General features: G+C 73.6%; 28 protein-coding genes. 9 read left to right on the top strand and 19 right to left on the bottom strand.

The window, feature by feature from the left end; all coding sequences use genetic code 11:
- Window positions 1–92 precede the first annotated feature (92 nt).
- Together PGH47_RS22280 and PGH47_RS22275 are read right to left on the bottom strand one after the other, a co-directional pair.
- On the bottom strand, window positions 93–944 hold the full coding sequence (locus tag PGH47_RS22280) for an LmeA family phospholipid-binding protein (protein WP_271664901.1): 852 nt from the start codon (window positions 942–944) through the stop codon (window positions 93–95).
- Between the two features lie 25 nt (window positions 945–969).
- The gene (locus PGH47_RS22275) at window positions 970–1,824 is read right to left on the bottom strand and encodes a TetR/AcrR family transcriptional regulator (protein ID WP_271664900.1); all 855 of its coding nucleotides are present in this window, start codon (window positions 1,822–1,824) and stop codon (window positions 970–972) included.
- A 122-nt stretch (window positions 1,825–1,946) separates the two neighbouring features.
- Between PGH47_RS22275 and PGH47_RS22270 the strand changes: the two genes are divergently transcribed.
- Window positions 1,947–3,614: an MFS transporter gene (locus PGH47_RS22270; RefSeq protein WP_271664899.1), complete on the top strand. Its 1,668-nt coding sequence runs from the start codon at window positions 1,947–1,949 to the stop codon at window positions 3,612–3,614.
- Between the two features lie 209 nt (window positions 3,615–3,823).
- Here PGH47_RS22270 and PGH47_RS22265 read toward each other — a convergent pair whose 3' ends face one another.
- The 6 genes from PGH47_RS22265 to PGH47_RS22240 all read right to left on the bottom strand — a co-directional run bounded on the left by PGH47_RS22265 (window position 3,824) and on the right by PGH47_RS22240 (window position 12,520).
- Entirely contained in the window at window positions 3,824–4,480 is a 657-nt protein-coding gene (locus PGH47_RS22265) for a TetR/AcrR family transcriptional regulator (protein ID WP_271664898.1), read from the bottom strand.
- Between the two features lie 65 nt (window positions 4,481–4,545).
- Window positions 4,546–5,793, bottom strand: coding sequence for a sensor histidine kinase (locus PGH47_RS22260; RefSeq protein ID WP_271664897.1), 1,248 nt, complete (start codon window positions 5,791–5,793; stop codon window positions 4,546–4,548).
- Window positions 5,794–5,904: 111 nt separating this feature from the next.
- Window positions 5,905–8,109 (bottom strand): MMPL family transporter, encoded by a 2,205-nt coding sequence (locus PGH47_RS22255; RefSeq protein ID WP_271664896.1) that lies wholly within the window; start codon window positions 8,107–8,109, stop codon window positions 5,905–5,907.
- 161 nt (window positions 8,110–8,270) lie between these two features.
- Entirely contained in the window at window positions 8,271–9,806 is a 1,536-nt protein-coding gene (locus PGH47_RS22250) for a vWA domain-containing protein (protein WP_271664895.1), read from the bottom strand.
- Window positions 9,803–11,053, bottom strand: a complete 1,251-nt coding sequence (locus PGH47_RS22245; RefSeq protein ID WP_271664894.1) for an AAA family ATPase — start codon at window positions 11,051–11,053, stop codon at window positions 9,803–9,805. Before PGH47_RS22245 ends, PGH47_RS22250 begins: the two co-directional genes overlap by 4 nt.
- Window positions 11,054–11,104: 51 nt before the next feature.
- Window positions 11,105–12,520 carry a hypothetical protein gene (locus tag PGH47_RS22240; protein ID WP_271664893.1) on the bottom strand — a complete coding sequence of 472 codons (1,416 nt, stop codon included), beginning with the start codon at window positions 12,518–12,520 and terminating at the stop codon, window positions 11,105–11,107.
- Between the two features lie 190 nt (window positions 12,521–12,710).
- Here PGH47_RS22240 and PGH47_RS22235 point away from each other — a divergent pair, with 190 nt between their 5' ends.
- Window positions 12,711–13,643, top strand: a complete 933-nt coding sequence (locus PGH47_RS22235) for an expansin EXLX1 family cellulose-binding protein (protein WP_271664892.1) — start codon at window positions 12,711–12,713, stop codon at window positions 13,641–13,643.
- Between the two features lie 15 nt (window positions 13,644–13,658).
- Here the strand turns inward: PGH47_RS22235 and PGH47_RS22230 are convergent, their stop codons facing one another.
- The 4 genes from PGH47_RS22230 to PGH47_RS22215 form a co-directional block, all read right to left on the bottom strand.
- Window positions 13,659–14,186, bottom strand: coding sequence for a hypothetical protein (locus PGH47_RS22230; RefSeq protein ID WP_271664891.1), 528 nt, complete (start codon window positions 14,184–14,186; stop codon window positions 13,659–13,661).
- Window positions 14,170–14,664, bottom strand: a complete 495-nt coding sequence (locus PGH47_RS22225) for an RNA polymerase sigma factor (RefSeq protein WP_107904855.1) — start codon at window positions 14,662–14,664, stop codon at window positions 14,170–14,172. The genes PGH47_RS22230 and PGH47_RS22225 overlap by 17 nt, the downstream gene beginning before the upstream one ends.
- A 131-nt stretch (window positions 14,665–14,795) precedes the next feature.
- Complete coding sequence (locus PGH47_RS22220; protein WP_271664890.1) at window positions 14,796–15,431, bottom strand: class F sortase; 636 nt, start codon at window positions 15,429–15,431, stop codon at window positions 14,796–14,798.
- A complete protein-coding gene (locus PGH47_RS22215; protein WP_271664889.1) occupies window positions 15,428–15,802 on the bottom strand; it encodes a Tat pathway signal sequence domain protein in 375 nt (124 codons plus the stop codon). Before PGH47_RS22215 ends, PGH47_RS22220 begins: the two co-directional genes overlap by 4 nt.
- A gap of 238 nt (window positions 15,803–16,040) precedes the next feature.
- Between PGH47_RS22215 and PGH47_RS22210 the strand changes: the two genes are divergently transcribed.
- From PGH47_RS22210 to PGH47_RS22185, 6 genes are all read left to right on the top strand, one after another.
- Entirely contained in the window at window positions 16,041–16,403 is a 363-nt protein-coding gene (locus tag PGH47_RS22210; protein WP_271664888.1) for a DUF6153 family protein, read from the top strand.
- Window positions 16,404–16,512: 109 nt separating this feature from the next.
- Window positions 16,513–17,175: a DUF305 domain-containing protein gene (locus PGH47_RS22205; RefSeq protein ID WP_271664887.1), complete on the top strand. Its 663-nt coding sequence runs from the start codon at window positions 16,513–16,515 to the stop codon at window positions 17,173–17,175.
- Between the two features lie 126 nt (window positions 17,176–17,301).
- A complete protein-coding gene (locus PGH47_RS22200) occupies window positions 17,302–18,129 on the top strand; it encodes a class I SAM-dependent methyltransferase (RefSeq protein WP_271664886.1) in 828 nt (275 codons plus the stop codon).
- Between the two features lie 86 nt (window positions 18,130–18,215).
- A complete protein-coding gene (locus PGH47_RS22195) occupies window positions 18,216–18,665 on the top strand; it encodes a VOC family protein (protein WP_271664885.1) in 450 nt (149 codons plus the stop codon).
- Window positions 18,666–18,733: 68 nt separating this feature from the next.
- On the top strand, window positions 18,734–19,102 hold the full coding sequence (locus PGH47_RS22190) for a DUF6479 family protein (protein WP_126903801.1): 369 nt from the start codon (window positions 18,734–18,736) through the stop codon (window positions 19,100–19,102).
- Window positions 19,103–19,212: 110 nt separating this feature from the next.
- A complete protein-coding gene (locus PGH47_RS22185; protein WP_163016870.1) occupies window positions 19,213–19,401 on the top strand; it encodes a hypothetical protein in 189 nt (62 codons plus the stop codon).
- Here the strand turns inward: PGH47_RS22185 and PGH47_RS22180 are convergent.
- Window positions 19,361–19,954 carry a DUF7144 family membrane protein gene (locus PGH47_RS22180; protein WP_271664884.1) on the bottom strand — a complete coding sequence of 198 codons (594 nt, stop codon included), beginning with the start codon at window positions 19,952–19,954 and terminating at the stop codon, window positions 19,361–19,363. The genes PGH47_RS22185 and PGH47_RS22180 overlap by 41 nt on opposite strands.
- A gap of 176 nt (window positions 19,955–20,130) precedes the next feature.
- On the opposite strand from PGH47_RS22180, the gene PGH47_RS22175 reads away from it, so the two are divergent.
- A complete protein-coding gene (locus PGH47_RS22175; RefSeq protein WP_271664883.1) occupies window positions 20,131–20,589 on the top strand; it encodes an FxLYD domain-containing protein in 459 nt (152 codons plus the stop codon).
- Between the two features lie 36 nt (window positions 20,590–20,625).
- Here PGH47_RS22175 and PGH47_RS22170 read toward each other — a convergent pair whose 3' ends face one another.
- The 6 genes from PGH47_RS22170 to PGH47_RS22145 all read right to left on the bottom strand — a co-directional run bounded on the left by PGH47_RS22170 (window position 20,626) and on the right by PGH47_RS22145 (window position 25,906).
- Window positions 20,626–21,372, bottom strand: coding sequence for a class I SAM-dependent methyltransferase (locus tag PGH47_RS22170; protein ID WP_271668121.1), 747 nt, complete (start codon window positions 21,370–21,372; stop codon window positions 20,626–20,628).
- A 146-nt stretch (window positions 21,373–21,518) separates the two neighbouring features.
- Complete coding sequence (locus tag PGH47_RS22165) at window positions 21,519–22,301, bottom strand: ABC transporter permease (RefSeq protein ID WP_271664882.1); 783 nt, start codon at window positions 22,299–22,301, stop codon at window positions 21,519–21,521.
- Entirely contained in the window at window positions 22,298–23,287 is a 990-nt protein-coding gene (locus PGH47_RS22160; RefSeq protein WP_271668120.1) for an ATP-binding cassette domain-containing protein, read from the bottom strand. Before PGH47_RS22160 ends, PGH47_RS22165 begins: the two co-directional genes overlap by 4 nt.
- Window positions 23,288–23,397: 110 nt before the next feature.
- Window positions 23,398–24,237: a DUF4097 family beta strand repeat-containing protein gene (locus PGH47_RS22155; RefSeq protein WP_271664881.1), complete on the bottom strand. Its 840-nt coding sequence runs from the start codon at window positions 24,235–24,237 to the stop codon at window positions 23,398–23,400.
- A 95-nt stretch (window positions 24,238–24,332) separates the two neighbouring features.
- Window positions 24,333–24,851 (bottom strand): hypothetical protein, encoded by a 519-nt coding sequence (locus PGH47_RS22150; protein ID WP_271664880.1) that lies wholly within the window; start codon window positions 24,849–24,851, stop codon window positions 24,333–24,335.
- A 224-nt stretch (window positions 24,852–25,075) separates the two neighbouring features.
- Entirely contained in the window at window positions 25,076–25,906 is an 831-nt protein-coding gene (locus tag PGH47_RS22145; RefSeq protein WP_271664879.1) for a carboxypeptidase regulatory-like domain-containing protein, read from the bottom strand.
- Window positions 25,907–25,970 lie beyond the last annotated feature (64 nt).

The raw sequence follows: 25,970 nt of genomic DNA, 5'->3' as shown, positions 1-25,970 counted from the left end.
GGAGCGGCAGGGGGGCGCTTGCGGGAGCGCTCCCACAGTGCACACAGTGCCGACCGTGCCGCCACCCGGTCAAGGGTGGCGGCGCGGGCCGCTCACGCCTGCTCGGGCCGGAACGTGACCGAGCGGCCGGTGAATTCGGCGTCCAGACCGTCCGCCGTGGTCGTGACCGAGCGCAGTCGCAGGCCGTCGGGGATGTTCCGCAGCCGGATCGGCCGCTCGAAGATCCTGTCGAGGATCGCGCTCCCGGCGGCGGGCAGCGAACCGCCGGTGACCTCGAAGTCCTCGAAGGCGATGCGGTTTCCGGAGACGGCCGAGACGGTCGTGGTCACCGTGACCTGCCGGCTCAGCGGCAGCAGGACGACCGCGCTCACCCGGCCCGGGCGGTCACCCTGCGAGATCTCCAGGCCGAGCGCTCCGGAGACGTCCGGGTACGACAGGAACGCGCTCGCCCGCGCGCTGCGGGCCCGGGCCTCGCTGTCGTCGTCGGCCTTGGTCAACCCGTCGAGGCGGAGCGAGAGTTCGGACACCGGAAGCGGGCGGGCACTGCCGTGCGCCGGTATGTCGTGGGCGGTGATGTCGACATGGCGGAGGGCGCCGGAGGCCGCCTGCGTCACGACCGGGAAGCCCCGCACCTCGACCTCCGGCGCCTCGGGCGTGCCCATGCCCTGCTGGAACGCCTTCGCCGTACGGGACTCGATGCGCGCGGCGACGACCCGGTCGACGGCGACGGGGAGGAGGGCCAGGGTGACGAGGGCGGCGGCGCCGAGGGCGAGCCGTCGTCGGCGGGGTCGGAGTCGGGGTCGGGCCCCGGGGAGGTACGGCTCGTCCCGTGAGGGCTCGTAGTCACCGGCGTGCTCGTCGTAGGCGTGGCCGTCGTAGCCACGGTCGTAATAGGCGTGGTCGTCATAGGCGTGGTCGTCGTGTCCGTACTGCGTCCGGTGCATGGGAGTTGCCCTCCTCGGGGCGTGGTCAGTGGTGTCGGCGGGCCGCGGGGAGGCGGCCCGGGTCGTGCAGGCGGCGCACCGTGGCGGTGGCGGTGGCGCTGTCGACGCCGGCGGCGATCAGCGCGGAGGTCGCGGCGCCCGAACCGTCGTCGGCCCAGATCCCGGCGTTGACGGTGCCGAGGAGGGCGAGCAGATGGGCCTCGACGGCGGCGCTGAGCGGGCCGGGCGGGACGACGGCGTGGAAGACGCCCCGGCGCTGCCCCTCGGCGAGGATGCCGGCGACCGTCTCGCGGGCCGGGGCGAGGAGTTCGCTCAGGTGGTCGGGGCCCAGGTCCTGGGGGGCCAGCCCGATGAGCGTGCGATAGGCGTCGCCGACCGGCCAGAGGGTGAGGACGAAGCGGGCCAGGGCGCTCGCGGGGTCGTGGTCCGAGGCGAGGGCGGAGGCCGAGCCAGGGCCGGAGGCCGAGCCGGGACCGGAGGCCGAGCCAGGGCCGGAGGCCGAGCCGGGACCGGAGGCCGTGCCAGGGCCCGAAGCCGAGCCAGGACCCGAAGCCGAGCCAGGACCCGAAGCCGAGCCAGGACCGGAGCCCGCGCCCGCACCGCGGCCCGAACCCGGCCCGGCGTCGGGTGCGCTCGCGTCGGCCATCGCATGGCCGATCGCCCGCACCGCGTCCTCGGTCAGACCCCTCACCAGTGCGGCGCGCCCCGCGAAGTGGGTGTACAGGGTGCGCCGCGCCACCCCGGCGGCCTCGGCGATGTCGCCGAGGCTGCTGTCGGGGTTGCGGCCCAGTTCCCGCAGGGCCGCGTCCAGGATGCGGGCGCGCGTGGCACGTGTTCTGCGGCGCTGTGGTGCGGGTGGCCGGTCGGTGGGGCTGCTCACGGCGGCACCTCGGTACGAGGGGAGGGGTTCAAGGGGGCTGACCGAGATATTTGCACATCGGCGAGCAAGAAACTAGTCTGCTCATCGATGTGCAATTAACTCGCAGCCCCCTGGGAGTCCCCGTGCCCTTCCTTGCCAACACACCCGTCGAGAAGATGACCGGGCCGTACACCCGGCGCTGGTGGGCCCTGCTCGTGCTCTGCCTGAGCCTGCTGATCGTCGTCATGGCGAACACGTCACTGATCGTGGCCGCGCCGGACATGACCCGGGATCTGAACCTGAGCAGCAGCGACCTCCAGTGGGTCATCGACGGCTACACCGTCCCGTACGCCGCGCTGATGCTCGTGCTGGGCGCGATCGGCGACAAGTACAGCCGTCGCGGCGCGCTGGTCACCGGTCTGCTGATCTTCGCGGGCGGTTCGGTGATGGGCAGCCTCGTCGACGAGACGGCCCTGGTCATCACCGCCCGCGCGGTCATGGGCGTCGGTGCCGCCGTCGTCATGCCGGCCACGCTGTCGCTGCTGGTCGCGATCTTCCCGCGCAAGGAGCGCGCCAAGGCCATCACGGGGTGGACCGCCACCTCGGGCCTCGCCATCGCCGTGGGCCCGCTGGTCGCCGGCTGGCTCCTCGGGGACCACGCCTGGGGCTCGACCTTCCTGATCAACGTGCCCATCGCGGTCGTCGCCGCCGTCGGCGCGCTGGCGCTGGTGCCGCCGTCGAAGGCACAGGGCATGGGCCGGATCGACTACGTCGGCGGTCTGCTGTCCATCGTCTCCGTCGGCTCGCTCGTCTACGCGGCCATCGAGGGCCCGCACTTCGGCTGGGGCCCCGGCCCGGTCGCCGCGGCCGTGGCCGCCGGTGTCGGACTGCTGGCCTTCGTCGCCTGGGAGCTGCGCCACCCGCACCCCATGCTCGACGTGCGCAAGTTCGCCCAGCGGCCGTTCGGCGGCTCGATGCTCGCGGTGCTGTTCTTCTTCTTCGGCACGTTCGGCGCGCTCTACTACGCCACCCAGTACCTCCAGTTCGTGCTGGACTACGACGCTCTGGAGACCGGCGTACGACTGCTGCCGCTGGCCGGTGCCGTGTTCGTCGGCGCCGCGGTGACCGGGCGGCTGACGCCGAAGCTCGGTGTGAAGGCCATGGTCGCCACCGGCATGCTGATCGGCACGGCCGGCGTCCTGCTGCTCACCCGGATCGAGTCGGGCTCGACGTACACCGACTTCCTGGCGTCACTGCTCATGCTGGGCTTCGCGATCGGGCTGAGCGTGTCCCCGGCCACCGACACGATCATGGGCTCCTTCCCGGAGTCCGAGCTGGGCGTCGGCGGCGGCGCCAACGACACCTCGCTGGAGCTGGGCGGCGCCCTGGGCATCGCGATCCTCGGCTCGCTGCTGGGCACCGCCTACCGCGACAAGCTCACCGACCTGGTCGGCGGGCAGCTCCCGCACACCGCGCTGGAGGCCGCCAGGGACTCGGTGGGCGGCGGGCTCGCGGTGGCCCAGGAGGTCGCGAAGAACCCGGCGGGCGGGGCCCAGCAGGCCCAGGCCCTGGTCGACGCCGTCCACGAGGCCTTCGCGCACAGCGTCGCCCAAACCAGTCTGATCGGCGGGATCATCATGGCCGCCGGCACGCTGATCGTCCTCGCGGTCCTGCCGGGCCGCAGGGCGGCGCGGCCGGAGCGGGCCGCGGCCGGCACGACCGATGAGTCCGGGCGGTCGCGGGAGTCAGAGAAAGCAGAGAAGTCGACGGAGTCGACCGAGCCGCAGGAGGCGCGCACGGGCACCGCCTGAGCGACAGCCACCCCGGAACGGGCCGTGCCTTGAGCGGCGCACGGCCCCGGACGGTGCCGGGAGGGGACGCCCGGCACCGTCCTTCCTTCTGTCCGGCTCCGGCGTCCGGCTCCGGTCGTCCTACGGCCCCGCTCATCGGGCCCCACCGGAAGGGACGCGCCCAGCGCCGAGCCGCCGCCCGTCCCGGCCCGCTCGTCCTCCCGACCCGCTCAGTCGTCGGCCGCGTCCCGCTCCGCCTCGAAGGCCGGCGCGACCGCCTCGACCACGGACTTCGCCCGCTCCTCCGGCACGCCGGCCGCGATCAGCAGGGAGACGGCGACCCGTGTCCCGTCGTCCTCCAGCAGCCCGTCGTTGACCGACTCCAGCAGTGCGACCGTCATGGCCTCCAGGCCGCCGCTCATCGCCTCGGCCGGCAGATGCGTGTGGAAGACGCCGTCGCGCTGCCCGCGCGCCAGGATCGCCGTGGCCGTCGCACGGGCCGGGGCCAGCACCTCGGCCACCCGCTGCACGCCCAAATCGCGCCTGGCCAGCGCCAGCAGCAGCCGGTAGCGGTCGCCGACCGGCCACAGCGAGAACACGAACCCGGCGAACGCCCGCTCGGCCGGTTCGGTCTCCGCGAACGCCGTCCCCTCCGTCAGCGCGCTGCGCAACGCCTCGGACGCCTCCTGAGCGAGGGCTTCGAGCAGCGCCTCGCGCCCCGGGAAGTGGCCGAACAGGGTGCGCCGTACGACACCCGCGGCCCGCGCCAGCTCCTCCAGCGTGACGTCCGGGTTGCGGCCGAGCTCCTGGCGGGCCGTGGCGAGGATGCGCTCCCGGTTGGCCCGCGAATTGCGCCGCAGCGGCTCGCGGGCGACGGGCTTGGTCACGGGAACCTCGATGGATCGGATGCGGACGGGTGTACGCGGATTCTCGCACGCGGGGTCCGCACCGCTCAGGCCGTCGCCTCCTGCTGCCCGGCGCCGTGCGGCTGCAACGGCAGGGCGGTGGTGACCTCGAATCCGCCCTCGGGGCGGGGGCCCGCACTGAGTTCGCCGCCGATGGACTGGGCGCGCTCCCGCATGCCCATGACCCCGAAGCCGTGGCTCTCCGCGGTCCCGTTCAGGAGGGCCCGGGTGGTGGCGGGGCCGTCGTTGATGACGGTGATCTGGAGGCGGGAGCCGGAGTAGACGAGCCGTACGCAGGCGGCTTCCGTGGTGGCGTGCTTGGTGACGTTGGTGAGGGCCTCCTGCACGATGCGGAACGCGGTCAGGTCCACGCCGGGGGACAGCGGCTGCGGGTCTCCTTCCGTGGCGACGGTGACGGTGACGCCCGCGGACGCGCAGGCCGACACCAGCTCGGGCAGCCGGGTCAGTCCGGGCGACGGCTCAAGGGGCGCGGAGTCCGGGTCGCCGTTCTGCCGCAGCAGCCCCAGCGTCGCCTTCAGCTCGCGCAGCGCGGAGGAGGTGGTGGCGTTGAGGTCGGTGAGGATCTTCTGCGTCTGCTCCGGGTTGGTGAGCGCGAGGTGCGCGGCCGTGCCGGCCTGGGCGTTGGCCAGCGCCATGTGGTGGGCGACGACGTCGTGCAGTTCACGGGCGATGCGCATGCGCTCTTCGGTGACCCGCAGCCGGGCCTCCTCCTCGCGGGTGCGTTCGGCGTGCTCGGCGCGGGCCTGCACCGCCTTGAGGTAGGCGCGGCGCAGCCCGGTCATGTTGCCGACGGCCAGTGGCAGCAGCAGCCAGAAGAACGGGCCGATGGTCCTGAGCAGCAGCGACACATGCTCCATGGAGTCGGAGATGGCCGCCGCGACGATCACCGCCACCAAGGTGGCGATGCCGTAGGCGCGGGTGGTCCTGCGGTCGGTCAGGACGGCCAGCCAGTAGAGCGCCGCCATGACGGGGGCGAGCAGCAGGGGGGTGAGCAGGTACCCGAACGCCACCACGATCGCGGCGCAGACCGCGGACACGACGACCGCCAACCGCGGGTGGCTGCGGTGCTTCAGCAGGGCGAGGCAGGCGACGCCCAGCAGACAGGAGGCCGTCCCGTCCTGGTCCGGCGGTTCGGCGCCGGGCAGGGTGAGCATGGCGCCGAGGGTGGCGCAGCCCATCAGGGCCGCGACCAGGACCAGGTCGACGACGAAGGGGTGACGGCCCGCGAACTCGTCGAGGCGGTCCACGTAGCGCCGCTCCGGGGTGGTGGTCATCGTGCTCTCCGGTCGGTGGGCTGGGTCCATGGTGTCCGCCCCGGCCGGGAACGGCCGACGGGACCGCCCGTGTCCTTCGTCACGGACGGTCCCCGGGGGCGGACGGGCGGATCAGGTGCGCGCCACTTCCAGGTCGGCCGGTGCGGGATCCGATTCCTCGGACCCGCGGCTGAGGGCCTCGCCCTCCACGTCGACGCGGGGCAGGATCCGGTCCAGCCACTTCGGCAGCCACCACGCCTTGTCGCCGAGCAGGGCGAGCACGGCGGGCACGATCGCCATCCGGACGACGAACGCGTCGAGCAGGACGGCGGTGGCGAGCCCGAAGCCGATCATCTTGATCATCGAGTCGCTCTCCCCGATGAACCCGGCGAACACCGCGATCATGATCAGGGCGGCGGCCACGACCACGCGGGCGCTGTGCCGGAAGCCGGACGTGACCGCCTGTGTGGCGGACTCGCCGTGGACGTACGCCTCCCGCATCCGGGAGACGAGGAAGACCTCGTAGTCCATGGCGAGTCCGAAGACGATGCCCACCAGGAAGATCGGCATCAGGCTCATGATCGGCCCGGTCTGCTCCACGCCCAGCAGCTCGGCGCCGTGCCCCTGCTGGAAGACCACGACGACCGCGCCGAGGGAGGCCAGCACCGACAGCAGGAAGCCGGCGGCCGCCTTCAGCGGGACGAGCAGCGAACGGAAGACGACCAGCAGCAGCACGACCGCGAGGCCGACGACGACGATCAGGTACGGCACCAGCGCGGCCTGCACCTTGTCGGCGATGTCGATGTTCATCGCGGTGGTGCCGGTGACCTCGAAGGTCGCCCCGGTCTCGGCCTCCGTCGCCGGGCGCTCGTCCCGGATGGCGGTCACCAGGTCCTTGGTCTTCTCGTCGGTGGGCGCGGTGGACGGCACCACGGAGAAGACGGCGGTGTCCCCGGCCTCGTTGAAGCGGGCGGGGGAGACGGACACGACTCCCGCGGTGCCGGCGATCTCCTCGGAGACGGTGGTGACGGCGCCCTTGGCGTCGCTGTCGCCCTTGGCGTCCACGACGACGGTCAGCGGCCCGTTGAAGCCCGGCCCGAACGCGTCGGCGAGCGCGTCGTAGGCCCGCCGCTCGGTGGTGGACGTCGCCTTCGCCTCGTCGCCGGGCATGCCCAGCTGGAGCTGTGTCATCGGTACGGCGAGCGCGCCGAGGCCCACGACGCCGAGCAGCAGCACCGGTACGGGCCGGCGCAGCACGAACCGCGCCCAGCGGGTGCCGCCGTTGCTGTCGGCGCTCTCCTCGATACGGCCCTTCCTGCGGGCCCGCCTCGGGAGCACGGCGTTGGGCCAGAAGCCGAGGACCGCGGGGACCAGCGTGAGCGCGATGAACACGGCGACGACGACGGCGCCCGCCGCGGCCAGGCCCATCTTGGTGAGCATCGGGATGCCGACGACCGACAGCCCGGCGAGCGCGATGACGACGGTGAGTCCGGCGAAGACGACCGCGGAGCCGGCCGTGCCGGCGGCGAGTCCGGCGGCCTCCTGGGGAGTGCGTCCCTTGGCGCGTTCCTCGCGGTAGCGCGAGACGACGAACAGGGCGTAGTCGATGCCGACCGCGAGGCCCAGCATCATCGCGAGGGTGCCGGTCGTGGTGGACAGGCCGAGCGCCTCCGCCAGGACGAGGATCGTGGCCATGCTGACGCCGACGCCGACGACGGCGGTCAGCAGCGGCAGCCCGGCGGCGGCGAGCGAACCGAACGTGACGAGGAGGACCACGGCGGCGATCGCCATGCCGATCACCTCGGCGGCCCCGCCCGCGCCGCCGCCGTCGTCCATGGCGCTGCCGCCGGCCTCGACGGTCAGTCCGCTGTCGCGGGCGTCGTCGAGCGCCTTCTCCAGGTGGCTGCGGCCGGCGTCGGTGAGGTCGTTGGAGGCGACCTTGTAGGTGACGGTCGCGTACGCGGTCGTGCCGTCCCTGCTCACGGCCTTCGCCTGGAACGGATCGACGGCGGAGGCCACTTGCGAGCCGTCGGCCAGCTCGGCCACGGCCTCCTCGACGGCCTTCTTGTTGTCGGCGGCGGTGACCTTCTCGCCGCCCGGCGCGACGAAGACGACCCGCGCGGTCGCGCTGTCGGCCGTCGCCCCCGGGAAGCGCTCCTCCATCAGGTCGAACGCCTTCTGCGACTCGATCCCCGGCATGGAGAATCCCTCGTCGGCGGCGCCCGGGGCCTTCAGCGCACCCAGGCCGACGGCGGCCAGGACGGCCGCCCAGACCAGAGCGACGTACCAGCGCCGCCGGAAGGCCAGACGGCCCAGTCGATACAGGAAAGTAGCCACGGCAAGGGGTCTCCACATCTGGGACTCGAACGTGTGCCCAGGCTCTCGGGGAGGGGGGTGCCGTGTCGTCGTGCGGCTGCCGACAATCGCCGGTACTGAGAATGCAGTACGGGCGGGTGCTGGGTCCGCCGGGAGTACGAGCGCCCGATGGGACCCAGGTCTCACCTGCCCGTGGCACCCGCCCCGATCTCGACCACCCGTGCCCAGGCCGGCGGGGTGTCCGGCGCGTACTCGGGAGCGTCCTCGTCACGCGTGCGGCCGTGCGAGCGCGGGAAGCGGGGGAAGAGCCCCACGACCGTCCGGCACGGCGGCCGGGTGCTCGGCCACGGGGTCTGACCGTCCGTCAGGGCGACGACCACATCGGGGCGGGGCCGGGCCCGCAGCGCCGTCGCGAAGCCCTCGCGCAGATCCGTGCCGCCGCCCCCGACCAGCGGAATCCCCTCGGCGCGGCACACCCGGTGCACGCCCCCAGCCGCCGCGTCGCACGACACCACGCTGACCAGGTCGGGACGCCCGCCCACGGCACGGGAGATCGCGGCGACCTCCAGCAGCGCGCTGCCCAGTTCGGCGTCGCTGACCGAGGCGGAGGTGTCGATGACGACGCAGACGTGCGGCGGCCTTCGCCGCAGGCTCGGCAGGACGGCGCCGGGCACGGAGGCGGAACGGCGCGAGAGCCGGCCGTAGGTGTAGTCCTCGCCCGCGCCTGGGCCGGAGGCGGCCGACCGTACGGCCGCGCCGAGCAACTCCCGCCAGGGCTGCGGCGGGTGGAACGCCTCCTCCGCCCACCGCCGCCAGCTGTCTGGGGCGCTGCCGGGGCGGCCGGTGATGCCCTGCGCCACCCGGAACCGGACGGCGTCCCGTTCCTGGGCGCTCAGGCCGTGCGCGCCGTCCGGCCCGAGGTCCCACGCCCGCTCCAGGCCGTCGGCGCCGCTGCCGCAGTCCAGCCAGGCCAGGTCCTGCATCCGCGGGCCCAGCCGGAACTGGCGCAGATAGTCCTCCATCAGCTCGCCGTCGCGCAGCATCAGGCTCGCCGGGTCGACGGCGCCCTCGGGGCGGGCCAGGCCGTCGCCGTACACGTCGTCGTTGATCTCGCAGTCCGCGGCGATGTTCATCCGCAGCCGCTCCCCCGGCCCGGTCAGCCCGCGCTCGCGTGCCACCCGGTCGCTGCGCGTGTGATGGTCGCGCAGCAGATGCGACACCTCGTGCACCCACACCCCGGCCAGCTCCTCCACCGGCGTCCGCGCCACGAACGCCGGCGACACGTAACACCGCCAGTGCCGGTCGACCGCCATCGTCGGCACCGACCTCGATTCGACGACGTGCAGCGCGAAGAGGGCGGTAGCCAGATAGGGCCGCACCCGCGCGGCATGCAACCGAGCGGAGAAGAGCTTGTCCCGATCGAGGGACGCGAGTCCGCCGGGGCCGGACGGCGAGGTCCGCTCGCGGTCCGGGCGCCCCGACCGGTCGCTGGCCGGGGCGGGAAACCCGTCACCGGCACGGGCCGAGGGCCTGCCACGGTCGAGACCGGGCGACATGCCGGGGCCGGGCCGCGAGGTCCGCTCGCGGTCCGGGCGCCCCGACCGGTCGCTGGCCGGGGCGGGAAGCCCGTCACCGGCACGGGCCGAGGGCCTGGCACGGTCGAGACCGGGCGACATGCCGGGGCCGGGCCGCGAGGTCCGCTCGTGGTCCGGGGTCATCGGCGGGCCTTCGGCTTCTCCGCGATCGACGCCGTTCGGGCCGCCGCCCGGTCCGCGCGGCGGGACAGGGTCACCACGCCGGAGAGGCGTTCGATCGATGACGGGACGTCCCAGTTCTCCTGGCGCAAGGAGGCGAGGGTGCTCGCGGGGACGACGACCAGGTCCGGGGCGCCGGTCTCCAGGGCGCGGACCAGCAGGGCCCAGGCCGCGTCCCAGCGGGACCTGTCGGGCCGGGACCGTACCGCCTCCACCACCGCGTCCAGCGCGGCCTGCCGCAGATCCCCGCGCTCGGGCAGCTCGGCACGCGCGGGGTCGGCCAGCAGCAGTTCCGGGTCGGGCAGGTCCATCCGGTCCACGCACGCCAGCAGTTCCAGTCCCGGCCCGTCGCCCACGGTGCCCCGCACCAGCATCGACAGCACCTCCCGCGAGGACCCGGCGGCGGTGGCGAACGCGACCAGGGACTGGGTCATCTCCCAGCTGCGCGGCGACGGCCAGGCACCGCCCCGGCGCGCCTCCCCGCTCGGCAGCCGGTGCACGAGCGCCGGCCGCCCGGACAGCAGCCCGCGCACCGCGCGCCGCGCGAAGTGCACGGCCCCGGCCAGCTTTTCGGGATCGAGCCGGGGCAGGGTCGCCCGCGGCCAGGTCCCGCCGAGTCCGCGTACGACGACCTCGTGGTCGTGGGCCCATTGCAGATGCACGAACCGGTTGGCCAGCGGCGCGCTCAGCTCCCAGCCGTCGGCGGCCGAGGAGCGCGGGTTGGCTGCGGCCACGATCCGCACCCCGGGCGGCAGCCGCAACGCGCCGACCCTGCGCTCCAGCACCAGCCGCAGCAGCGCGGCCTGCACGGCGGGCGGCGCGGTCGACAGCTCGTCCAGGAACAGCAGTCCCCGCCCGGCCCGCACCAGCCGTACGGCCCAGTCCGGCGGGGCCATCGGCACGCCCTGCTCGGCGGGGTCGTCCCCGACGACGGGCAGCCCGGAGAAGTCGGAGGGTTCGTGGACGCTGGCGATCACCGTGGTCAGCGGCAGGTCGAGTTCGGCGGCGAGCTGGGTGAGCGCGGCCGTCTTGCCGATACCCGGCTCGCCCCAGAGCAGGACGGGCAGATCGGCGGCCACCGCCAGCGTGAGGGCTTCGAGCTGAGGGTCGGGGCGGGGTTCGGTCGTGGTGTCCCGAAGGAGCGCCAACAGGTCGGCGGCCACGTCGAGTTGGGAGGTGGAGGGCGAGGAGGGCAGGGTGGAAGCAGGCATGTGTCATCACCGTGGGTCTGTGCGGAGTGGGCAGAGGATCGGTCGCGCGGGTCAGGAGAAGGTCGCGTGCCGCGGGCGGGCGCGGTGGGCGCCGGAGCGCTGGGGGACGCGTTCGTCGTAGCGGACGGGTCCCGGCCGGGGGCCGGCCAGCCCGGCCCGGAAGAGCCCGTAGGCGACCCGGCGCCGCGCGATCGCCTCCAGCTCGTCCCGCAGCGCCCCGGCCCGCAGCACCGCGTCCGGCCCCAACAGCCCCTCGACGACGGCCAGCGCCCCGGCGACGTCGCCGTGCCAGAGGCGTTCGCGGACGTCGGGCAGGCACTCGGGACGGCGGTGCGCGTCGTCGATGGCCTGGAGACAGGGCAGCGGGGTGCCGGTGAGCGCGGCGAGGAGTTCCTCGCGCCGGATCTCGTCGGGCGCGTGGTCGAGGGGCGCGAGCACCCCGTCGACCAGCCCGATCCGATGCCGGTCGCCCCGGCACGTCACGTACCGCGCCGATCCGTGTCCCTCGGCGGACCGGACGGTTCCCGTCCCGGAACGCTCCGGTACGAGCGCGGAGGCGACCAGCGGATGCAGCCGGCCGGCGTCGATCGCACCGGCCCGCAGCAGCTCCAGGTCGGGCAGGACCCAGGTCGCGGCGTCGGGCAGCACGGGCAGGGCGGGCGACGCGGAGGCACGGCGCCCGGCGGACTCCACGATCCGCGGCCCGTCCGCTCCGTGCCCGTCCCCGTCCCCGGACACCTCCAGCAGGAGCCGGTGCCGGTCCCCCAGTCGCACGACCACGGCACCGCGGGAGCGTCCCTCGGCACGCAGCAGCAGCGACGCCTCGTCGGCCCACCGGTCGACGGCACAGAGGGACCCGTACGGCACGCCGTCGCCCGGCAGGTCGGAACCCGCCCCGGCCCCGGCACGGATCCGCAGCTCACCGGCGCGGCGGGCGTCCCAGAGATGCCGGTGCAGATCGAGCCGGAACCGCCGGCTGGGCCGGGGGTGCGGATGGGGAGGGGCAGGTCCGTCCGGCGGGGCCGCACCGCCGCGCCCGTGTCCCCCGTCCCACAGCGCCAGGCTGATCCGCTGGCCGGCGTCCGCCCACGCGGGCGGAGTCCGCACCACGAGTTGCAGCGGCTGCCGGCGCCCGCGTCCCGTGCCGCCGTAACGGGCGAGCGCGAGTGTCACCCCCGGGCGCAGCAGTCCGTCGGGGGCGATCCGGGGCATGTGCCAGCGCAGCAGGTCGGGAGCCAGGGCGCGCAGGTCGTCGCGGACCCGGGCAGCGGCCTCACGCCCGTGGTCACGGGCCAGGGAGCGCAGATTGAGATCGACGTCGACACCCGCGGCGGCACAGGCCCCAGCCCAGTCCCCGGCGAGCCGGCGGGCGGTCGCGGTCTCGATCATGGAGGCCGGCACGGCGAACTCGCGCACGCGCGGCCAGAAGGAAACCCGTGGTTCCCCGTTCGCGTTCGGAGTGCCCATCAGCACTCACCTTGCGCGGACGGGACCCCCGATCTGTCAACAGAATGAGTCGTCATCGCGGCGAGCGTAAACCCCGCGCGCGGAGCCCGCGAGGGAATTTCCGCGCACCCCGAAACGCGCGGCAACCTTTCCGCGCCCGGCGACCACTGACACATGGCCAGCTCTCACCGAACCGCGTAAGGACCCACCCGTGGCATCCAGTCCCCGTTCCCGTCCCCATCGCCGGTCCCCGGACAAGCGGCGCACGGCCCTCGTCTCCGCCGCCGTAGTGGCGGCCGTCGCCGTGGCCGTGTCCCTGGTCGTGGCCCTGCGCCCCGACGGTGAGACCAAGGCGGTCGCGTCGACGGCCAAGCCGGCCGCCGCAACCGCCCGCTCGGCCACCCCGCACTCGACACCCACCCAGAAGCCGAAGCCGACGCCCGAGCCGACGTCCACACCCAAGAAGCCGAAGCCCACCAAGGCGTCCCCCACCCCCACCCCTCGACCCGCCTCGGCCTCCGCCCCGTTGGCAGGACGGATACGCCCCGGCGTCGACCACAAGGGAACCGCCACTTTCTACGGCACCGGAGACGGCGACGGCGCCTGCCTGTTCGGCCCGACCGACGACGTCATGACCGCGGCGATGAACACCACCGACTACGAGACCGCCATGGCCTGCGGGGCGTACGTCCGGGTCCGGGCGGCGAGCGGCGCCACCGTCACGGTCCGGATCACCAACGAGTGCCCCCTGCCCTGCGCACCCGGCCAACTCGACCTCAGCGCCCAGGCGTTCGCCAGGCTGGCCGCGCCCGTCACGGGGCAGATCCCGATCACCTGGCGGCTGCTGAGCCCGGCCGTCTCCGAGAAGATCTCGGTCCGCTACAAGACCGGCTCCAGCCGCTACTGGTGCGAGATCCAGGCGGTGAGCCACCGGAACCCCCTGGCCCGCCTGGAGGTGCGGACGGCCGGCGGCTGGCAGCGGCTGACGCGCACCGAGTACAACTACTTCCGGTCCGAGCAGGGCGCGGGCTGCGGGGCGGCGATCCGGCTCACGGACATCTACGGCGAGACGCTGACGGTCGACGGGCTCGCGATACGTCCCGACGTGGCGCAGCCGACCGGGGTCCAATTCGCGGCGCACTGACCCGTCGCCACCTGACTACCCGGCGGACGGTGTCGCCTCGTCGCCGGTCCCGCGCGTCGGCTCGGTCGACGGCCGGGCCGTGGGGGTCGGCGTCACGCCCGGCGTCCGGGAAACAGCCTGTGGATCGCGGGTGGGCTCCGAGGTCGGTGTCCCGGGCCGCGGGGTCGGCGTCGGGGGCGCCGTCCTGCCCTGTGACGGGGTGCGGGCCGCGGACGCCGAGGGACTCGGGGTGGTGGGCGAGGGGGAGGGCGGTGTCGTGCGGTCGCTCGTGGGCGGGGGTGCGAGCGGCGGCGCGGGGTTCGCCGGACCGTCCGGGCGGCCCGTGGTGAACGGCAGCGCGACGAGCAGCGCCACGGCGCAGGTCACGCCCACCCCGGTGGCCGTACGCAGCATGCGTCGGCGGGACGCCTTGCGGCGGAGCGTCTCGTAGTGGCCGGGGGGCGGGGCGAGATGGTCCGCGGGCGCGCGGAGGATGACCGCGAGGGGGTCGTCGGGGAAGAACTCCGGGCCGTCCACGTCGTCCTCGTCAAAGCGTGTGGTCAAGGCTTCTCCTCAGGTGGACGCGGAGCAGTTCGCGGGCCGCGTGCAGGTCGGCCTTGACGGTCCCTTCCTTGCGACCGGTCAGCACGGACACCTCCCGGATCGGCATGTCAGCGTAGTAGTGGAGGAGGATCGGGGTGCGGAGCCGTTCGGGGAGGGACTGGACCAGCAGGCGCACCGACGGGTCCGCCTGTTCCGTGTGCGCGTTGTTGACGGCCGCCTCCGTCGTGGCCCGCCGCATCGCCCGGCGCTCGCGCTCCAGTTTGCGCCAGTGGTCCCGGACGAGGTTCGCGGCGGTGACGTAGAGGAAGCCGCGCGGTTCCTCCACCCGGTTCCAGCGGGCCCACAGCCTGGTGAAGGCCTCGGAGGCGATCTCGTGCGCCGTCTCGTCGTCGTCGACGAGACGGCGGCACCAGCCGGCCAGGCGCGGGTACAGGGCAGCGAACAGCTCGGACGCTGCCCTGTCTCGGGACCGTTTCAACGCACTCCATGATCGGGACGGCGGATCGGCATTCGTGGGCCCGGCTCCCGCGGGCTCATGAGGGAGGATGCCGGACCGTCGGCTCGCGTTCCCACGGCCGCCCGGCCCGGCTCCGGATCCCTCTTCCTCGGTCAAGGGGCCGCCGGGCTCAGCGACGCGAACACGATCACGTTGTCGCGGTACTCCTTGCCCTCGCGCGGGCCCCCGCAGGTGATCAGACGCAGCTCCGGGCGGTCGACGTCGCCGTAGACCTGGTCCGCCGGGAAGTCGGCCTTGGCCACCGTCCGTACGGCGCCGACCGTGAACTCCGCCGAGGAGCCGTCCTGTCTGCGCGCCACGATCCGGTCGCCCCGCCGCAGCTCCCCCAGGCGGCGGAAGACACCGTCGCCGTAGGCGCCGACCGTGACATGGCCGAGGATCACCGACGGGCCGACCTGGCCCGGCGTCGGCGAGTGCCGGTACCAGCCGGCCCGGTCGTCGGCGGTGATCGGCGGCACCTCGACGGTGCCGTCCCGGGCCAGGCCGAGCCCCATGACGGGGGTGTCGACGCCGATCGCCGGGATCCGCAGCCGGACCGGCACCGAACGGCCCAGCGCTCTCCCCGAGTTCGCCGACGCCGAGGAGTCGGAGGACGAGCCGTCGCCCGTCTCCTCCCGCCCCCTCGACCTTCTGGCGCTCGCGTCCTGCTCGGTGGCCTGCCCGGCGCAGCCCACCAGCAGCGACGCCATCGCCGCCGTGGTGAACGCCCGCCTGGAGAGCCCCGTCATGCGCCGGTCGCCCTCCGACGCCGTACGACGAACGTGGTCGCGCCGCCGGCCAGCAGCAGGGCGGCCGCGCCACCGCCGATCAGCCCGCCCTTGTCGCTCCCGGTGCCCGAGGTCGGCGTCACGCCGGTGTCGGGCGCGCCGGACGGCCGGACGGAGACCTGGCCGCTGCCCGGCGCGCGGGTCGGCTCGGCCGACGGTGCCGAGGGGACGGGGGAGGGGTGCCGGGTCGGCTCGGCGGTGGGGGTCGGCGAGGCGGCCGAGGGCCGGGTCGGGACGGGGCTCGGGGTGGCCGAGTCGGCGAACGCGGGGGTGGCGGCGGCCAGGAGGGCCGTGCAGGTCAGTGCCAGGGCGCTGAACGTGGTGCGGCGCATGGACTCGCTCTCTTTCGTCGGTCCGCCGGTACTGCCGTGTCCGGCGGGCTGGGTGACGGGTCGAGCGGAGAGACGAGGCAGCGGCGGGACGGGTTGTAAAGAGATGGCAAAGTCGCCGTACGGCCGTCTGCCGGAGGTCCGTTGAGTCGCTCGCGCGCGGCCTACGTACGATGAGGGCGTGACAGCCCGTGCACAGCATCACCGTGCGCCGCGGCTCCCGATCCCGGGACCGTGGCGCATGCTTCTGCTGCTCGGGCTGCTCGCCGGGCTGTTCGGCATGCACGGGCTCGGACCCGGCGGCACGGTCGCGTCGCACTCCGCGGCGGGGCACGGGCACGCCCGCGCCATGAGCGGCCATCCGACGGCCATGACCGACGAGGCCGTCTGCCACGGCGGCGGCACGAGTGGCGGACACGCCCAGCACGCCGACCCGACCTGCGCCTCCGGCGCCGTCGGCGCCGGTCCCGCACTCCCGGCCCTGGTGCCCGACCCGGCCGGCACCGGCGTCACGGGCGACCTCGACCGCCGCTCCCCGGCCGCGGTGCCGGACGGCGATCGCGCGCCTCCCTCACTGGCCGAACTGCAGATCCTGCGGACCTAGGACAAGGCCGAGCCGTCCCCCGTCACCACCGGGGCGTACGGCGCTCAGCCATGTCCGTGCCACGCCCCGCGAGGGCGCGGCATCCCATGCACACCGCAGGAGTTCCAGCATGACCAGCACCACTCGCGCGACCGGCACGACCCGCGGGTTCGTCCGCCGGACCGCCCTGGCCGCCACGGCCGTTTCCGCCGCCCTCGTCCTCGCCGCGTGCGGCGCAGACGGCGGCGACTCGGACGCGGCCGCCGAGGCGTCCTCCTCGTCCTCCTCGCCCTCCGCGAACGCCGGCGCGCACAACGCGCAGGACGTCACCTTCGCGCAGGGCATGATCCCGCACCACCAGCAGGCGTTGCAGATGGCCGAAATGGCCGCCGACCGCGCCTCGTCCACGCAGGTCAAGGACCTCGCCGAGCGGATCCGCAAGGCCCAGGACCCGGAGATCAAGACCATGTCCGGCTGGCTGAGGACCTGGGGTGAGGACGTGCCGTCGGCCGCGCCCGGCATGGGCCACTCCGGTCACTCCGGCGGCTCGGGGATGGCCGGGATGATGGACGCGAAGGACATGGACGAGCTCATGAAGGCGTCCGGCAAGGCCTTCGACACCCTGTTCCTCACCCTCATGGTCGAACACCACGAGGGTGCCGTGGAGATGGCCGAGAGCGAGAAGTCCGAGGGCCGCTACGGCCCGGCGACCGAACTCGCGGACGCCGTGGTCACCGCCCAGACCGCCGAGATCCAGGAGATGAACAAGCTGCTCGGCAAGACCGCCGGCTGACACCGGGGCGGACGGCGGCCCTCCCCCGGTCCCGGGGCCGCCGCCCGCCGTTCGCGGTGCCTCTTCGGTGGCTGCCGCAGCCTGCGGAGGTTTCGGTGCCCGGCGGTACGGAGGATCGTTGCGGGTATGGCAGAACAGCGCTTCGACGTGTGGTCGTCGGGAGCCGCCTACGAGCGGTACATGGGCCGGTGGTCCCGGGCCGCCGCACGTCGGTTCCTGGCCTGGCTCGACCGCCCGGCCGGTCTGCGCTGGCTGGACGTGGGCTGCGGCACGGGTGCGCTGTCGGCGCTGGTGACGGAGATGCACGACCCGGACCGGGTGCTGGGCTGCGACCGCTCCGAGGCCTTCGTGGCCACGGCCGCCGCCGCGAAGATCCGCGCGGCCGGCTTCGTCGTGGGGGACGCCATGGCGCTGCCCGTCCGCGACGGCGTGTTCGACGTGGCGGTCAGCGGTCTGACCCTGAACTTCCTGCCCGAACCGGCCGTCGCCGTACGGGAGTTGACGCGAGCCGTGCGCCCCGGCGGGCCGGTCGCGGCGTACGTCTGGGACTACGGCGAGGGCATGGGCTTCCTGCACGCCTTCTGGACGGCGGCCGCCGCGACCGACCCGGCCGCCGCCGCGTTGGACGAGGCCCGCCGCTTCCCCGGCTGCGGCCCGGAGGCTCTCCACAGGCTGTGGACCGACGCGGGACTCGCCGACATCTCGACGACCCCGGTCGAGGTGCCGACGGTCTTCGCGGACTTCGCCGACCTCTGGGATCCCTTCCTCACGGGCCAGGGCCCGGCCCCGGGTTACGTCGCCACCCTCGCGCCGGCCGCCCGGGACCGCCTGCGCGACGCGCTGCACGCGCGGGTGCCGATCGCGCCGGACGGTTCCGTCCGGCTCACGGCACGGGCCTGGGCGGTGCGGGGCGTACGGCCCCGGCGGAATCAACCGCCGTCGCGACCGGGTTGACCGAGGACGACCGTCGAAGAGCCGAAGAGCCGATGCGTCGAAGAGCCGATGCGTCGAGCAGTCGCAGCGTCGAAGAGGAGCCGCTCATGTCCGAGTCCGCAAGCCCGGCCGAACGTCCCGCCCGCGTCCACGAGCTCCGTCTGGTGGTCACGGCCGCCGACTACGACGAGGCGCTGCGTTTCTACCGGGACGAGCTCGGGCTCCCGGAGCGTGCCGCGTTCTCCTCGCCCGACGGCAGGGTGACCATCCTGGACGCGGGCCGGGCGACCCTGGAGCTGACCGACCCGAACCACGCCGGCTTCATCGACGAGGTGGAGGTCGGCCGCCGCGTGGCCGGGCACATCAGGGTCGCCTTCCAGGTGGACGACTCCACGGCCACCACCGCGAGGCTGGCGGCGGCCGGGGCCGAGGTCCTGGCGGAGCCGACCCGTACGCCGTGGAACTCCCTCAATTCGCGCCTCGAAGCACCGGGGGCCCTTCAGCTGACGCTGTTCACGGATCTGGGGGACGAGGAGGAGTGGGAGGAACGCGCGTAGACCCGCCGGGGCGCGGAACCGTTCGTTCCTCCGGGAGCTTATTCGGCCGTTTCGGTGATAATTGGGGCATGAGTACGGCGACGTTTGAACTCGCGGCCACGTCGAGCGAAGTACTCAACGTGATCGCCGCCTTCGTTGGTGGAATGGTCATCGCCGGCGCACTGGTCTGGGCGGTGCAGTTCGGCATGCGGGTCCGTGACAGGGAGCTGCCACGGCCCACTCCGGATGAACAGACACACCTGCCCGACACCGGCCCGGTCCATGAGCTCCGGGAGGTGCGCGAACCCGACGAGGTCCCGCACGCGCAAGGCCGGGAACGCCTGCTGCCGCACGACCTGCACCATGCGGGCAGCAGACGGAGCGAGGACCAGAACCGTAAACGCTGGCTCCCCGGCAAGAGCGGTTCCTTCGGCGGCGGCGGAATAGGCCACGCCTGAGCCACACCCCCTGAGAGCCCGAACAGCCGGCTGGGCCCGGAATTCGGGCGACGGAAGCCACGGCCCGATGCCACCCTGTCCGCATAAGGACAGGGTGGCTGGGGGTTCGAGTGAGCAGGCGACGTTTCGTGGCCAGGGGGGTGCCCGGCGGCTATCGCATCTGGGACAACCACGGCCGCCGCTTCTGGGGCGACCTCTACGAACTGTGCCCCGACGACCTGCTGACCGAGCTGAACGGCCGCAAGGACCCGGCCCGGGTCAGTGAGCTGCTGCGGCGTTACCGCGCTTTGAAGCGCTAGCCGCGTCCGAGTGGCGGGAGACGTCCGGGGCCAGGGCCAGGGCGAGGATCACGAAGAAGTCGATGCCCACCATGATCACGGACCAGACCGGGGTGTACGGCAGGAACAGGAAGTGGGCGACCATGCTCAGGGACGCCAGGAAGATGCCAGTGATCCGCGCCCACCAGGCTCCCTGGAGGATGCCGGCGCCGGCACCCAGGGCGAGAACGCCGAGGCCGAGCAGGATCCAGCCCCATGCCGTGAGGTTGGCCTTGAAGATGTAGTCGCCGATACGGGCGTACACGTCGTCCGCGGCGATCGCGGAGATGCCCTGGAGGATGGCCAGCAGCCCGTTCACCAGCATCAGCACACCGGCGAAGACGAGCCCGCCGGTGGTCCAGTCGGAGGTGGGGGCACCGCCGGACGCGGCGGACGGCTCGGTGCCGGCCCCGGCGGACGGCCAGGTCGCCCGGGACGTACCTGATCCACCGGGCCCGCCGGCCGCCTGGGACCCCGGAGGGCCGTGGGCGGCATCGCTGGCATGCGACTGCGGCTGCGACTGCTGCTGGCTCATGGCTGCCGTACCCCACTTCTCGCGGGTTTCCGCGGTCGGGTTCCTGGGTCGGTACGACGATCGGCCGGACAGGGGTCGCCCACCACGGGGGAGACGCCGATCGGGTGACGCCCGGCGTGCGGAGGTGCCGGTGCGGATCTTCACTGGAGGGACCGGAACGCACCCTTGGAGCCCGCATGCCCGCTCACCGCCCCAACCGGCGAACGACCACGACCCTCCTGGTGACCCTCGCCCTGGCCGTCACCGCCCTGACCTCCTGCTCGGACGACGACACGCCCACCTCGGTGGCCAGCAAGGCGGCGTCCGCCTTCGCCTCGGCCACGGCGGAGGCGGGCCGCCAGTTCGACGAGATCAAGGGCGGCATCGACGCGAAGGGCTCGGTGCAGGCGGGCGACATCACGACCGACTCCGACGGCCGCGCCTCGGTGGACGTCACGGTGGAGAACACGACCGACTCGACGAAGTCCTTCGCCGTCCAGATCGACTTCAAGGACGAGGACGGCAACCTCCTCGACGCGTCCGTGGTGACGGTGTCGGACGTCGCGGCGAACCAGTCCGGCAAGGGCACCGCCCGCAGCACCCGTGACCTGAGCGGGGACGTGCGGGCGGAGGTGGAGCGGGCGGTGCGCTACTAGCCGGCGGCCCCGCCGTGCGGCTCGTCGCGCTCGTCGTCAGGCGCGGCAGCGGAGCATCACCAGGGGCGGATTGGCGAGGACGTCCGCCCAGAAGTCCGCGCCGAACTCCTCCAGGCCGGCCTCGGACACCTGGAGCGGCACCCAGGTCAGGTCGTCGAATCCGGCCGCGCGCAGGCACTTCTCGTAGACCTCGCGGCGCGGGCAGTTGGTGACGAACGAGATCGGGTGCGGGTCGAGCAGGGCCGTGATGCGTACGCGCGGACCGGTCTCGGCCTCGTCGCCGGTCAGCTCGCTGCGGAAGCCGTAGCGGTCCAGGGGCGGGCCGTCGAAGCGGTAGTCGGGCCTCTGGTTGAGCAGGAAGAACTCGCCGCCCGGCACCAGGCTGCGGTGCGCGGCGCGGCACATCCGCTCCATGGCGGCGGTGTCCTGGGCGTAGTTGAGCAGCTGGACCGCGGTCGCGATGTCGTAGCGCCGCTCCAGGGGGCGCAGTTCGGCGACGTCACCGGCCTCGTAGCGCACGCCCAGCGGCGCGCTTCGCTCCAACTCCTCCGCCACGGCGACCATTTCGCCGGAGATGTCGATCCCGAGCACCTCCGAGGCGCCCCGCCGTGCGAACTCCCTGCTGTAGAAGCCGGTGCCGGAGGCCAGGTCGAGAACCGCCTTGCCGCGCACGTCCCCGACCAGGGCCAGGAAGCTCGGCACCTCCCCGTACCGCGCCAGCGGCAGGGACTTGAACCCCTCGAACGCCTCACCGATGTCGTCGTACTGCTGCCGCACGCTCACCGCGATGTCCTCCCCGTTGTCGCCGGTCACTTGCGGGCAGTCTTCCGGCGCCCCGGCGCCGGGCCGTACTGGCGGAAGCCACGAAGATCCGGGCAGCGGTCCGGCTCCGGGTACGAACCCGGAGCCGGACCTGTGTGTACGTACGCTCAGCGCTTGGTGGTGCCGTTGAACAGCGAGCGCGACCAGACGTAGCCGACGAGGGCGATGCCGGCACACCAGGCGAGCGAGATCCAGCCGCTGTTGCCGATCTCCGAGCCGGAGAGCAGACCGCGCAGCGTCTCGGTCATCGGCGTGAAGGGCTGGTTCTCGGCGAACCAGCGCAGGCCCGGGGCCATCGAGCCGGCCGGCACGAACGCGGAGCCGAGGAACGGCAGGAACTGGATGAGCAGCGGCTTGTTGCTCGCGGACTCGACCGTCCTGGAGATCAGCCCCAGCGCCGCCGACAGCCAGGCCACCGCGAACGCGATGGCGGTGACCAGGCCGGCCGCCGCGAGCCACTCGACGGGGTTCGCGTCGGGGCGGAAGCCGAGCGCGAGCGCCACGCCCACCACCAGGACCAGGCTCACCACCGTCGTCAGGACGCTGCCGACGACATGGCCGGTCATGAACGAGGAGCGCGTGATGTTCATGGTGCGGAAGCGGTTGATGATGCCCTCGGTCATGTCCTGGCAGACCGCGATCGAGGTCGACATGGCGCCGGCCGCGACGCCCATGATGATGATGCCGGGCGTCAGATACTCCAGATACGCGTCCCGGCCGCCGCCCATGCCGGCGCCGATCGAGTCCCCGAAGGCGTACACGAACAGCAGCAGCATCAGCAGGGGCATCATGACCGGGCCCAGGGACACGGCGGGATAGCGCAGCGCGTGCTTGAGGTTGCGCCGCAGCATCGTCCTGGAGTCGTGCACGGCGTGGGCGAGGGTGCTCATCGCGGGGTCTCCTTCATGTGGAGCGGGGTGCCGGAGGTGCCGTCGCCGGTCAGGGCGAGGAACACGTCGTCCAGGTCGGGGGTGTGCACGGAGAAGTCGGCGGCCCGGATGCCGGCGGCGTCCAGCCGGTCGAGCAGGGCGCGCAGCGCGTCCAGGCCGCCGTCGCCGGCCACGCGCAGGGCGAGGTTCTCGTCGTCGCGGGCGGCGCCGGGGAAGGCGGCACCCGCACGCTCGTATTCGTCGGGGTCGGTGAACCGCAGCCGTACGTGGCTGCCGGGGATCTGCGCCTTGAGTTCGTCGGCGGTGCCCTCGGCGACGATCCGGCCGCCGTCGAGGACGGCGATCCGGTCGGCCAACTGGTCGGCCTCCTCCAGGTACTGCGTGGTGAGGAAGACGGTGACACCGCCCGCGACCAGTGAGCGGACCGTGTCCCACATGGTGCGGCGGCTGCGCGGGTCCAGCCCGGTCGTCGGTTCGTCCAGGAAGATCACCTCCGGGTCGCCGACCAGCGTCATGGCGAGGTCGAGGCGGCGGCGCATACCGCCGGAGAAGGTCGCGGCGCGGCTCCTCGCGACGTCCGCGATCTCGAACCGCTCCAGCAACTCCCGTGTGCGGGCCGCGCCTTCGCGCCTGCCGAGGCGCAGCAGGTCGGCCATGAGGAGGAGGTTCTCCTCGGCGGTGAGCAGGTCGTCGAGCGCGGCGAACTGGCCGGTGACGCCGATCGCGGCACGTACGCCGTCCGGTGAGGCGGCGACGTCGTGCCCGGCCACCTGGGCCCGGCCGCCGTCGGCGGCGACGAGCGTGGACAGGATCTGCACGGTGGTGGTCTTGCCGGCGCCGTTGGGTCCGAGCAGCGCGAACACGGAACCGGCCGGGATGCGCAGGTCGATGCCGTCAAGGACGGTCTTGTCGCCGTACGACTTGCGCAGGCCGATGGTGGAGACGGCGGAGGGCGGCGGACCGTCACCCCGGCGCGGACCAGGCATGGGCATGACAGAAGAAGGCATGACGCCCTCCGTTCGAAGGCTTGGGTGAGTGGGGGCCGATGAGAGACGGGGCGCGCGGGCTCCGGTGGGGCCGGTGACGGATCGGGTGCTCAGGCCTTGGCGCGGAGGATGTCGATGTTGCCCCAGTTGCTCCGGGCGCGGACCTTGACGGTGTCCTCGGTCCGCTCCGGGGCATCGGAAGCGGCGAGCGCGTTGCGCACCTGCCCGCGGCTGGAGCGGACGTCGAGCCAGGCGGCGGTGCCCGTGCGGATGCCGACCTCGATCGAGCCGGTGGCGGTCTCCAACTGGACCTCGCCACGGGCGACTTCGCCGACGCGGAGGGCGCCGTTGGTCGTGGTGCCGGTGACCGAGGCGCCGGCGCGCGAGACGTCGACGCCGCCGTTGGCGCCGCTGACCCGCAGTTCGCCGGTCACGGTGCCGACGGTGATGGTGCCGTGCGAGTTCTTCAGCACCGCGGGGCCGTCGACCGTGCCGACGCGTACGTTGCCGGTGCTGCTGGTGATCTCGGCCGCGCCCTCGACCCGGTCCACGGTGGCCGTGCCGTGGGCGGCGGTCAGCGTCAGCGGGCCGGTGGTGTCGAGGCGGATGTCGCCGAGCGAGGCCTTGACCCGGACCTCGCCGAGCCGGCCCTCGCCGAGCACGGACCAGGAGTCGGTCACGTCGACGCGTGAGCCCGTGGGCAGTTCGACCGTCACGTCGACGACGCCGCTGGGGCCGATCAGGCGGCGCTCCTTGGTCCTGACGGTCAGGACGCCGCTCGCCCAGGTGACCTCGGTCTGCTCGGCGGCCCGCACGTCCTTGTCCCGCTTCGGGTCCCGGGGCCGTACGTCCACGACGGTGTCGGCGCGGTCGCCCGCGGTGAGACGGATGGAGCCGGCGGCCACGTGCGCGGTGACGGAGATCGGTTCGGGAGAGTCGAAAGAAGGCATGGCTGTACCGTCCTCATGGGTCCTTGGGGCGTCCCCGCAGGTGGGACGTGGTGTGGGTGAAGTGGCTTCGTGCTCGGCGCGACGGGCGGGCGCGGCTAGCGCACCCAGCCCGTGAAGCTCTGGCCGACGCTGTGGGTCGTCTGGTGCGTACGCGGCCGTGCGCCGCCGTCGACCGCCGCCGACACGGCCCGCACGAGCCACGCGTTGACCGACAGGCCCTCGCGGCCGGCGGCCTCCTCGGCGCGCGCCTTGAGGTTGGCGGGCAGACGCAGATTGACCCGGGCGGTGCCGCCCTCGTCGGCGTCGGCCGGGGCCGGGTGGGCGAGGGCATCGGCGGGCACGGTCGGCTCCACGGGGGCGCCGCTGTCGGTGGGCGGCAGCGTCACCACGAAGTCGGGGTCGAGTCCGCGCAGCCGTACGTCGACCGAGCCGGGGGCGAGTTCGCGGGTGATCTCGTCCATCGCGGCGGAGAGCACGTTGAGCATGGTCAGCCGGGTCGCCGACTCCAGCGGAGCGGTGAGCCGCTCGGCCAGCTCTCGCGCGTCCTCCCCACCGGCCTCGGCGGCCACCGCGAGTTCACGGCGAAGGTTGTCGACATACGGGGTGAGGTCCATGACGCCATCATGACACCACAGTGGCGCCACCCGCAAGCCCCCTTGGCGTCACGGAGGGGCCGAGCGGGCCATTCAGCACCCTCACCTGCGAAAATGCAGGGAGAATGACCGATGCCACTACGGCACCACGCGCACCCTGACGTCTTGGAATGCGACGCGTGGCGCCGCGATGGCACCATCTGACACCACTGTGACGCCAGCCGGCGCCACCCGAACCATGGGGCCTAGAGCCGCCCGCCCCCGCCGTCCGACACCGTGTCGTGCTCGTCCCGCGCCGACCCGGTCACCACGATGTCGATCTGTTCGCTCATCGCGCTGACCCCGTTCAGGGTGGCCGTCGCCTGGAGGCGGCCCGCACCGGCGGGGAGGGCGCGGCCGGGGACGCAGGACCAGGTGCCGTTCGGTGCCGCAGTCGTCGCGCAGACCTCGTCCTCCTGGGCGTCGCGGACGGTGATCTGGGCGCCCGGATAGGCCGTGCCCGATGTCTCCGGCAGCGCGCTCAGCGGTACGCCCGAGGCCGGGTGGGACAGGACCGGGGCGGGCAGTCCGACCGTGACGGAGCAGGTGCCGCGCCGGTGCACCGTGCCCTCGGCGTCGCTGAGGGCGAGGGTGCAGTCGGGGAGACGGGTGCCGGGTTCGGCGTCCGGGTCGACGGACAGGGAGAAGGGGAACGTGTGTCCCTTCCACGTCGACACCGCTCCGCCCACGAAGGTGTACGTCCCGCTGTTCCCGCCCGGCGCCACCGCGCCGCGGTAGCCGAGCCCGGCGAACGGCACACCCGTCACCCGTGCCTTGGCCGGCGCCGTCAACGTCAGTACCGATCCCTCGCCGAGCGGCTCACCCTCGTAGCCGCCGACCTCGACGACGCCCTTCCGGCCGGGCTCGATGGTCGCGGAGGCCCACAGCTCCTGACCACCCGGATCGCCCTGACCGGCCGGCCCGCCCGGCCCACCGGGTGCCGCACCGCCGTACGCCGTCCCCGGCACGAGCACCGCGCCCGCCATCGCGAGCGACCCGAGCACCGTCGTCTTCCAGGACCTGCGGGACCAGCTCATCGCGGTGGAGCTCCTCACACACCTCGGCGGCACCCCACCCTCACCGGGGAGTTTCCCGGCCGGA

The sequence above is a fragment of the Streptomyces sp. HUAS 31 genome (assembly GCF_028198125.1).
In the GTDB taxonomy this organism is placed as follows: domain Bacteria; phylum Actinomycetota; class Actinomycetes; order Streptomycetales; family Streptomycetaceae; genus Streptomyces; species Streptomyces chartreusis.
Note: the sequence above shows the minus strand (reverse complement) of the source record. Positions and strands in the feature narration are given on the sequence as shown.

Excerpts from the sequence above, each read along its gene's own strand:
- PGH47_RS22215 (WP_271664889.1), bottom strand. The coding sequence starts at position 15,802 with ATGCGCCGCACCACGTTCAGCGCCCTGGCACTGACCTGCACGGCCCTC.
- PGH47_RS22175 (WP_271664883.1), top strand. The coding sequence starts at position 20,131 with ATGCCCGCTCACCGCCCCAACCGGCGAACGACCACGACCCTCCTGGTG.
- PGH47_RS22280 (WP_271664901.1), bottom strand. The coding sequence starts at position 944 with ATGCACCGGACGCAGTACGGACACGACGACCACGCCTATGACGACCAC.
- PGH47_RS22245 (WP_271664894.1), bottom strand. The coding sequence starts at position 11,053 with ATGCCTGCTTCCACCCTGCCCTCCTCGCCCTCCACCTCCCAACTCGAC.
- PGH47_RS22205 (WP_271664887.1), top strand. The coding sequence starts at position 16,513 with ATGACCAGCACCACTCGCGCGACCGGCACGACCCGCGGGTTCGTCCGC.
- PGH47_RS22200 (WP_271664886.1), top strand. The coding sequence starts at position 17,302 with ATGGCAGAACAGCGCTTCGACGTGTGGTCGTCGGGAGCCGCCTACGAG.
- PGH47_RS22250 (WP_271664895.1), bottom strand. The coding sequence starts at position 9,806 with ATGACCCCGGACCACGAGCGGACCTCGCGGCCCGGCCCCGGCATGTCG.
- PGH47_RS22180 (WP_271664884.1), bottom strand. The coding sequence starts at position 19,954 with ATGAGCCAGCAGCAGTCGCAGCCGCAGTCGCATGCCAGCGATGCCGCC.
- PGH47_RS22165 (WP_271664882.1), bottom strand. The coding sequence starts at position 22,301 with ATGAGCACCCTCGCCCACGCCGTGCACGACTCCAGGACGATGCTGCGG.
- PGH47_RS22155 (WP_271664881.1), bottom strand. The coding sequence starts at position 24,237 with ATGCCTTCTTTCGACTCTCCCGAACCGATCTCCGTCACCGCGCACGTG.
- PGH47_RS22190 (WP_126903801.1), top strand. The coding sequence starts at position 18,734 with ATGAGTACGGCGACGTTTGAACTCGCGGCCACGTCGAGCGAAGTACTC.
- PGH47_RS22220 (WP_271664890.1), bottom strand. The coding sequence starts at position 15,431 with ATGACGGGGCTCTCCAGGCGGGCGTTCACCACGGCGGCGATGGCGTCG.
- PGH47_RS22210 (WP_271664888.1), top strand. The coding sequence starts at position 16,041 with ATGCTTCTGCTGCTCGGGCTGCTCGCCGGGCTGTTCGGCATGCACGGG.
- PGH47_RS22260 (WP_271664897.1), bottom strand. The coding sequence starts at position 5,793 with ATGACCACCACCCCGGAGCGGCGCTACGTGGACCGCCTCGACGAGTTC.
- PGH47_RS22240 (WP_271664893.1), bottom strand. The coding sequence starts at position 12,520 with ATGGGCACTCCGAACGCGAACGGGGAACCACGGGTTTCCTTCTGGCCG.
- PGH47_RS22145 (WP_271664879.1), bottom strand. The coding sequence starts at position 25,906 with ATGAGCTGGTCCCGCAGGTCCTGGAAGACGACGGTGCTCGGGTCGCTC.
- PGH47_RS22150 (WP_271664880.1), bottom strand. The coding sequence starts at position 24,851 with ATGGACCTCACCCCGTATGTCGACAACCTTCGCCGTGAACTCGCGGTG.
- PGH47_RS22160 (WP_271668120.1), bottom strand. The coding sequence starts at position 23,287 with ATGCCTGGTCCGCGCCGGGGTGACGGTCCGCCGCCCTCCGCCGTCTCC.
- PGH47_RS22195 (WP_271664885.1), top strand. The coding sequence starts at position 18,216 with ATGTCCGAGTCCGCAAGCCCGGCCGAACGTCCCGCCCGCGTCCACGAG.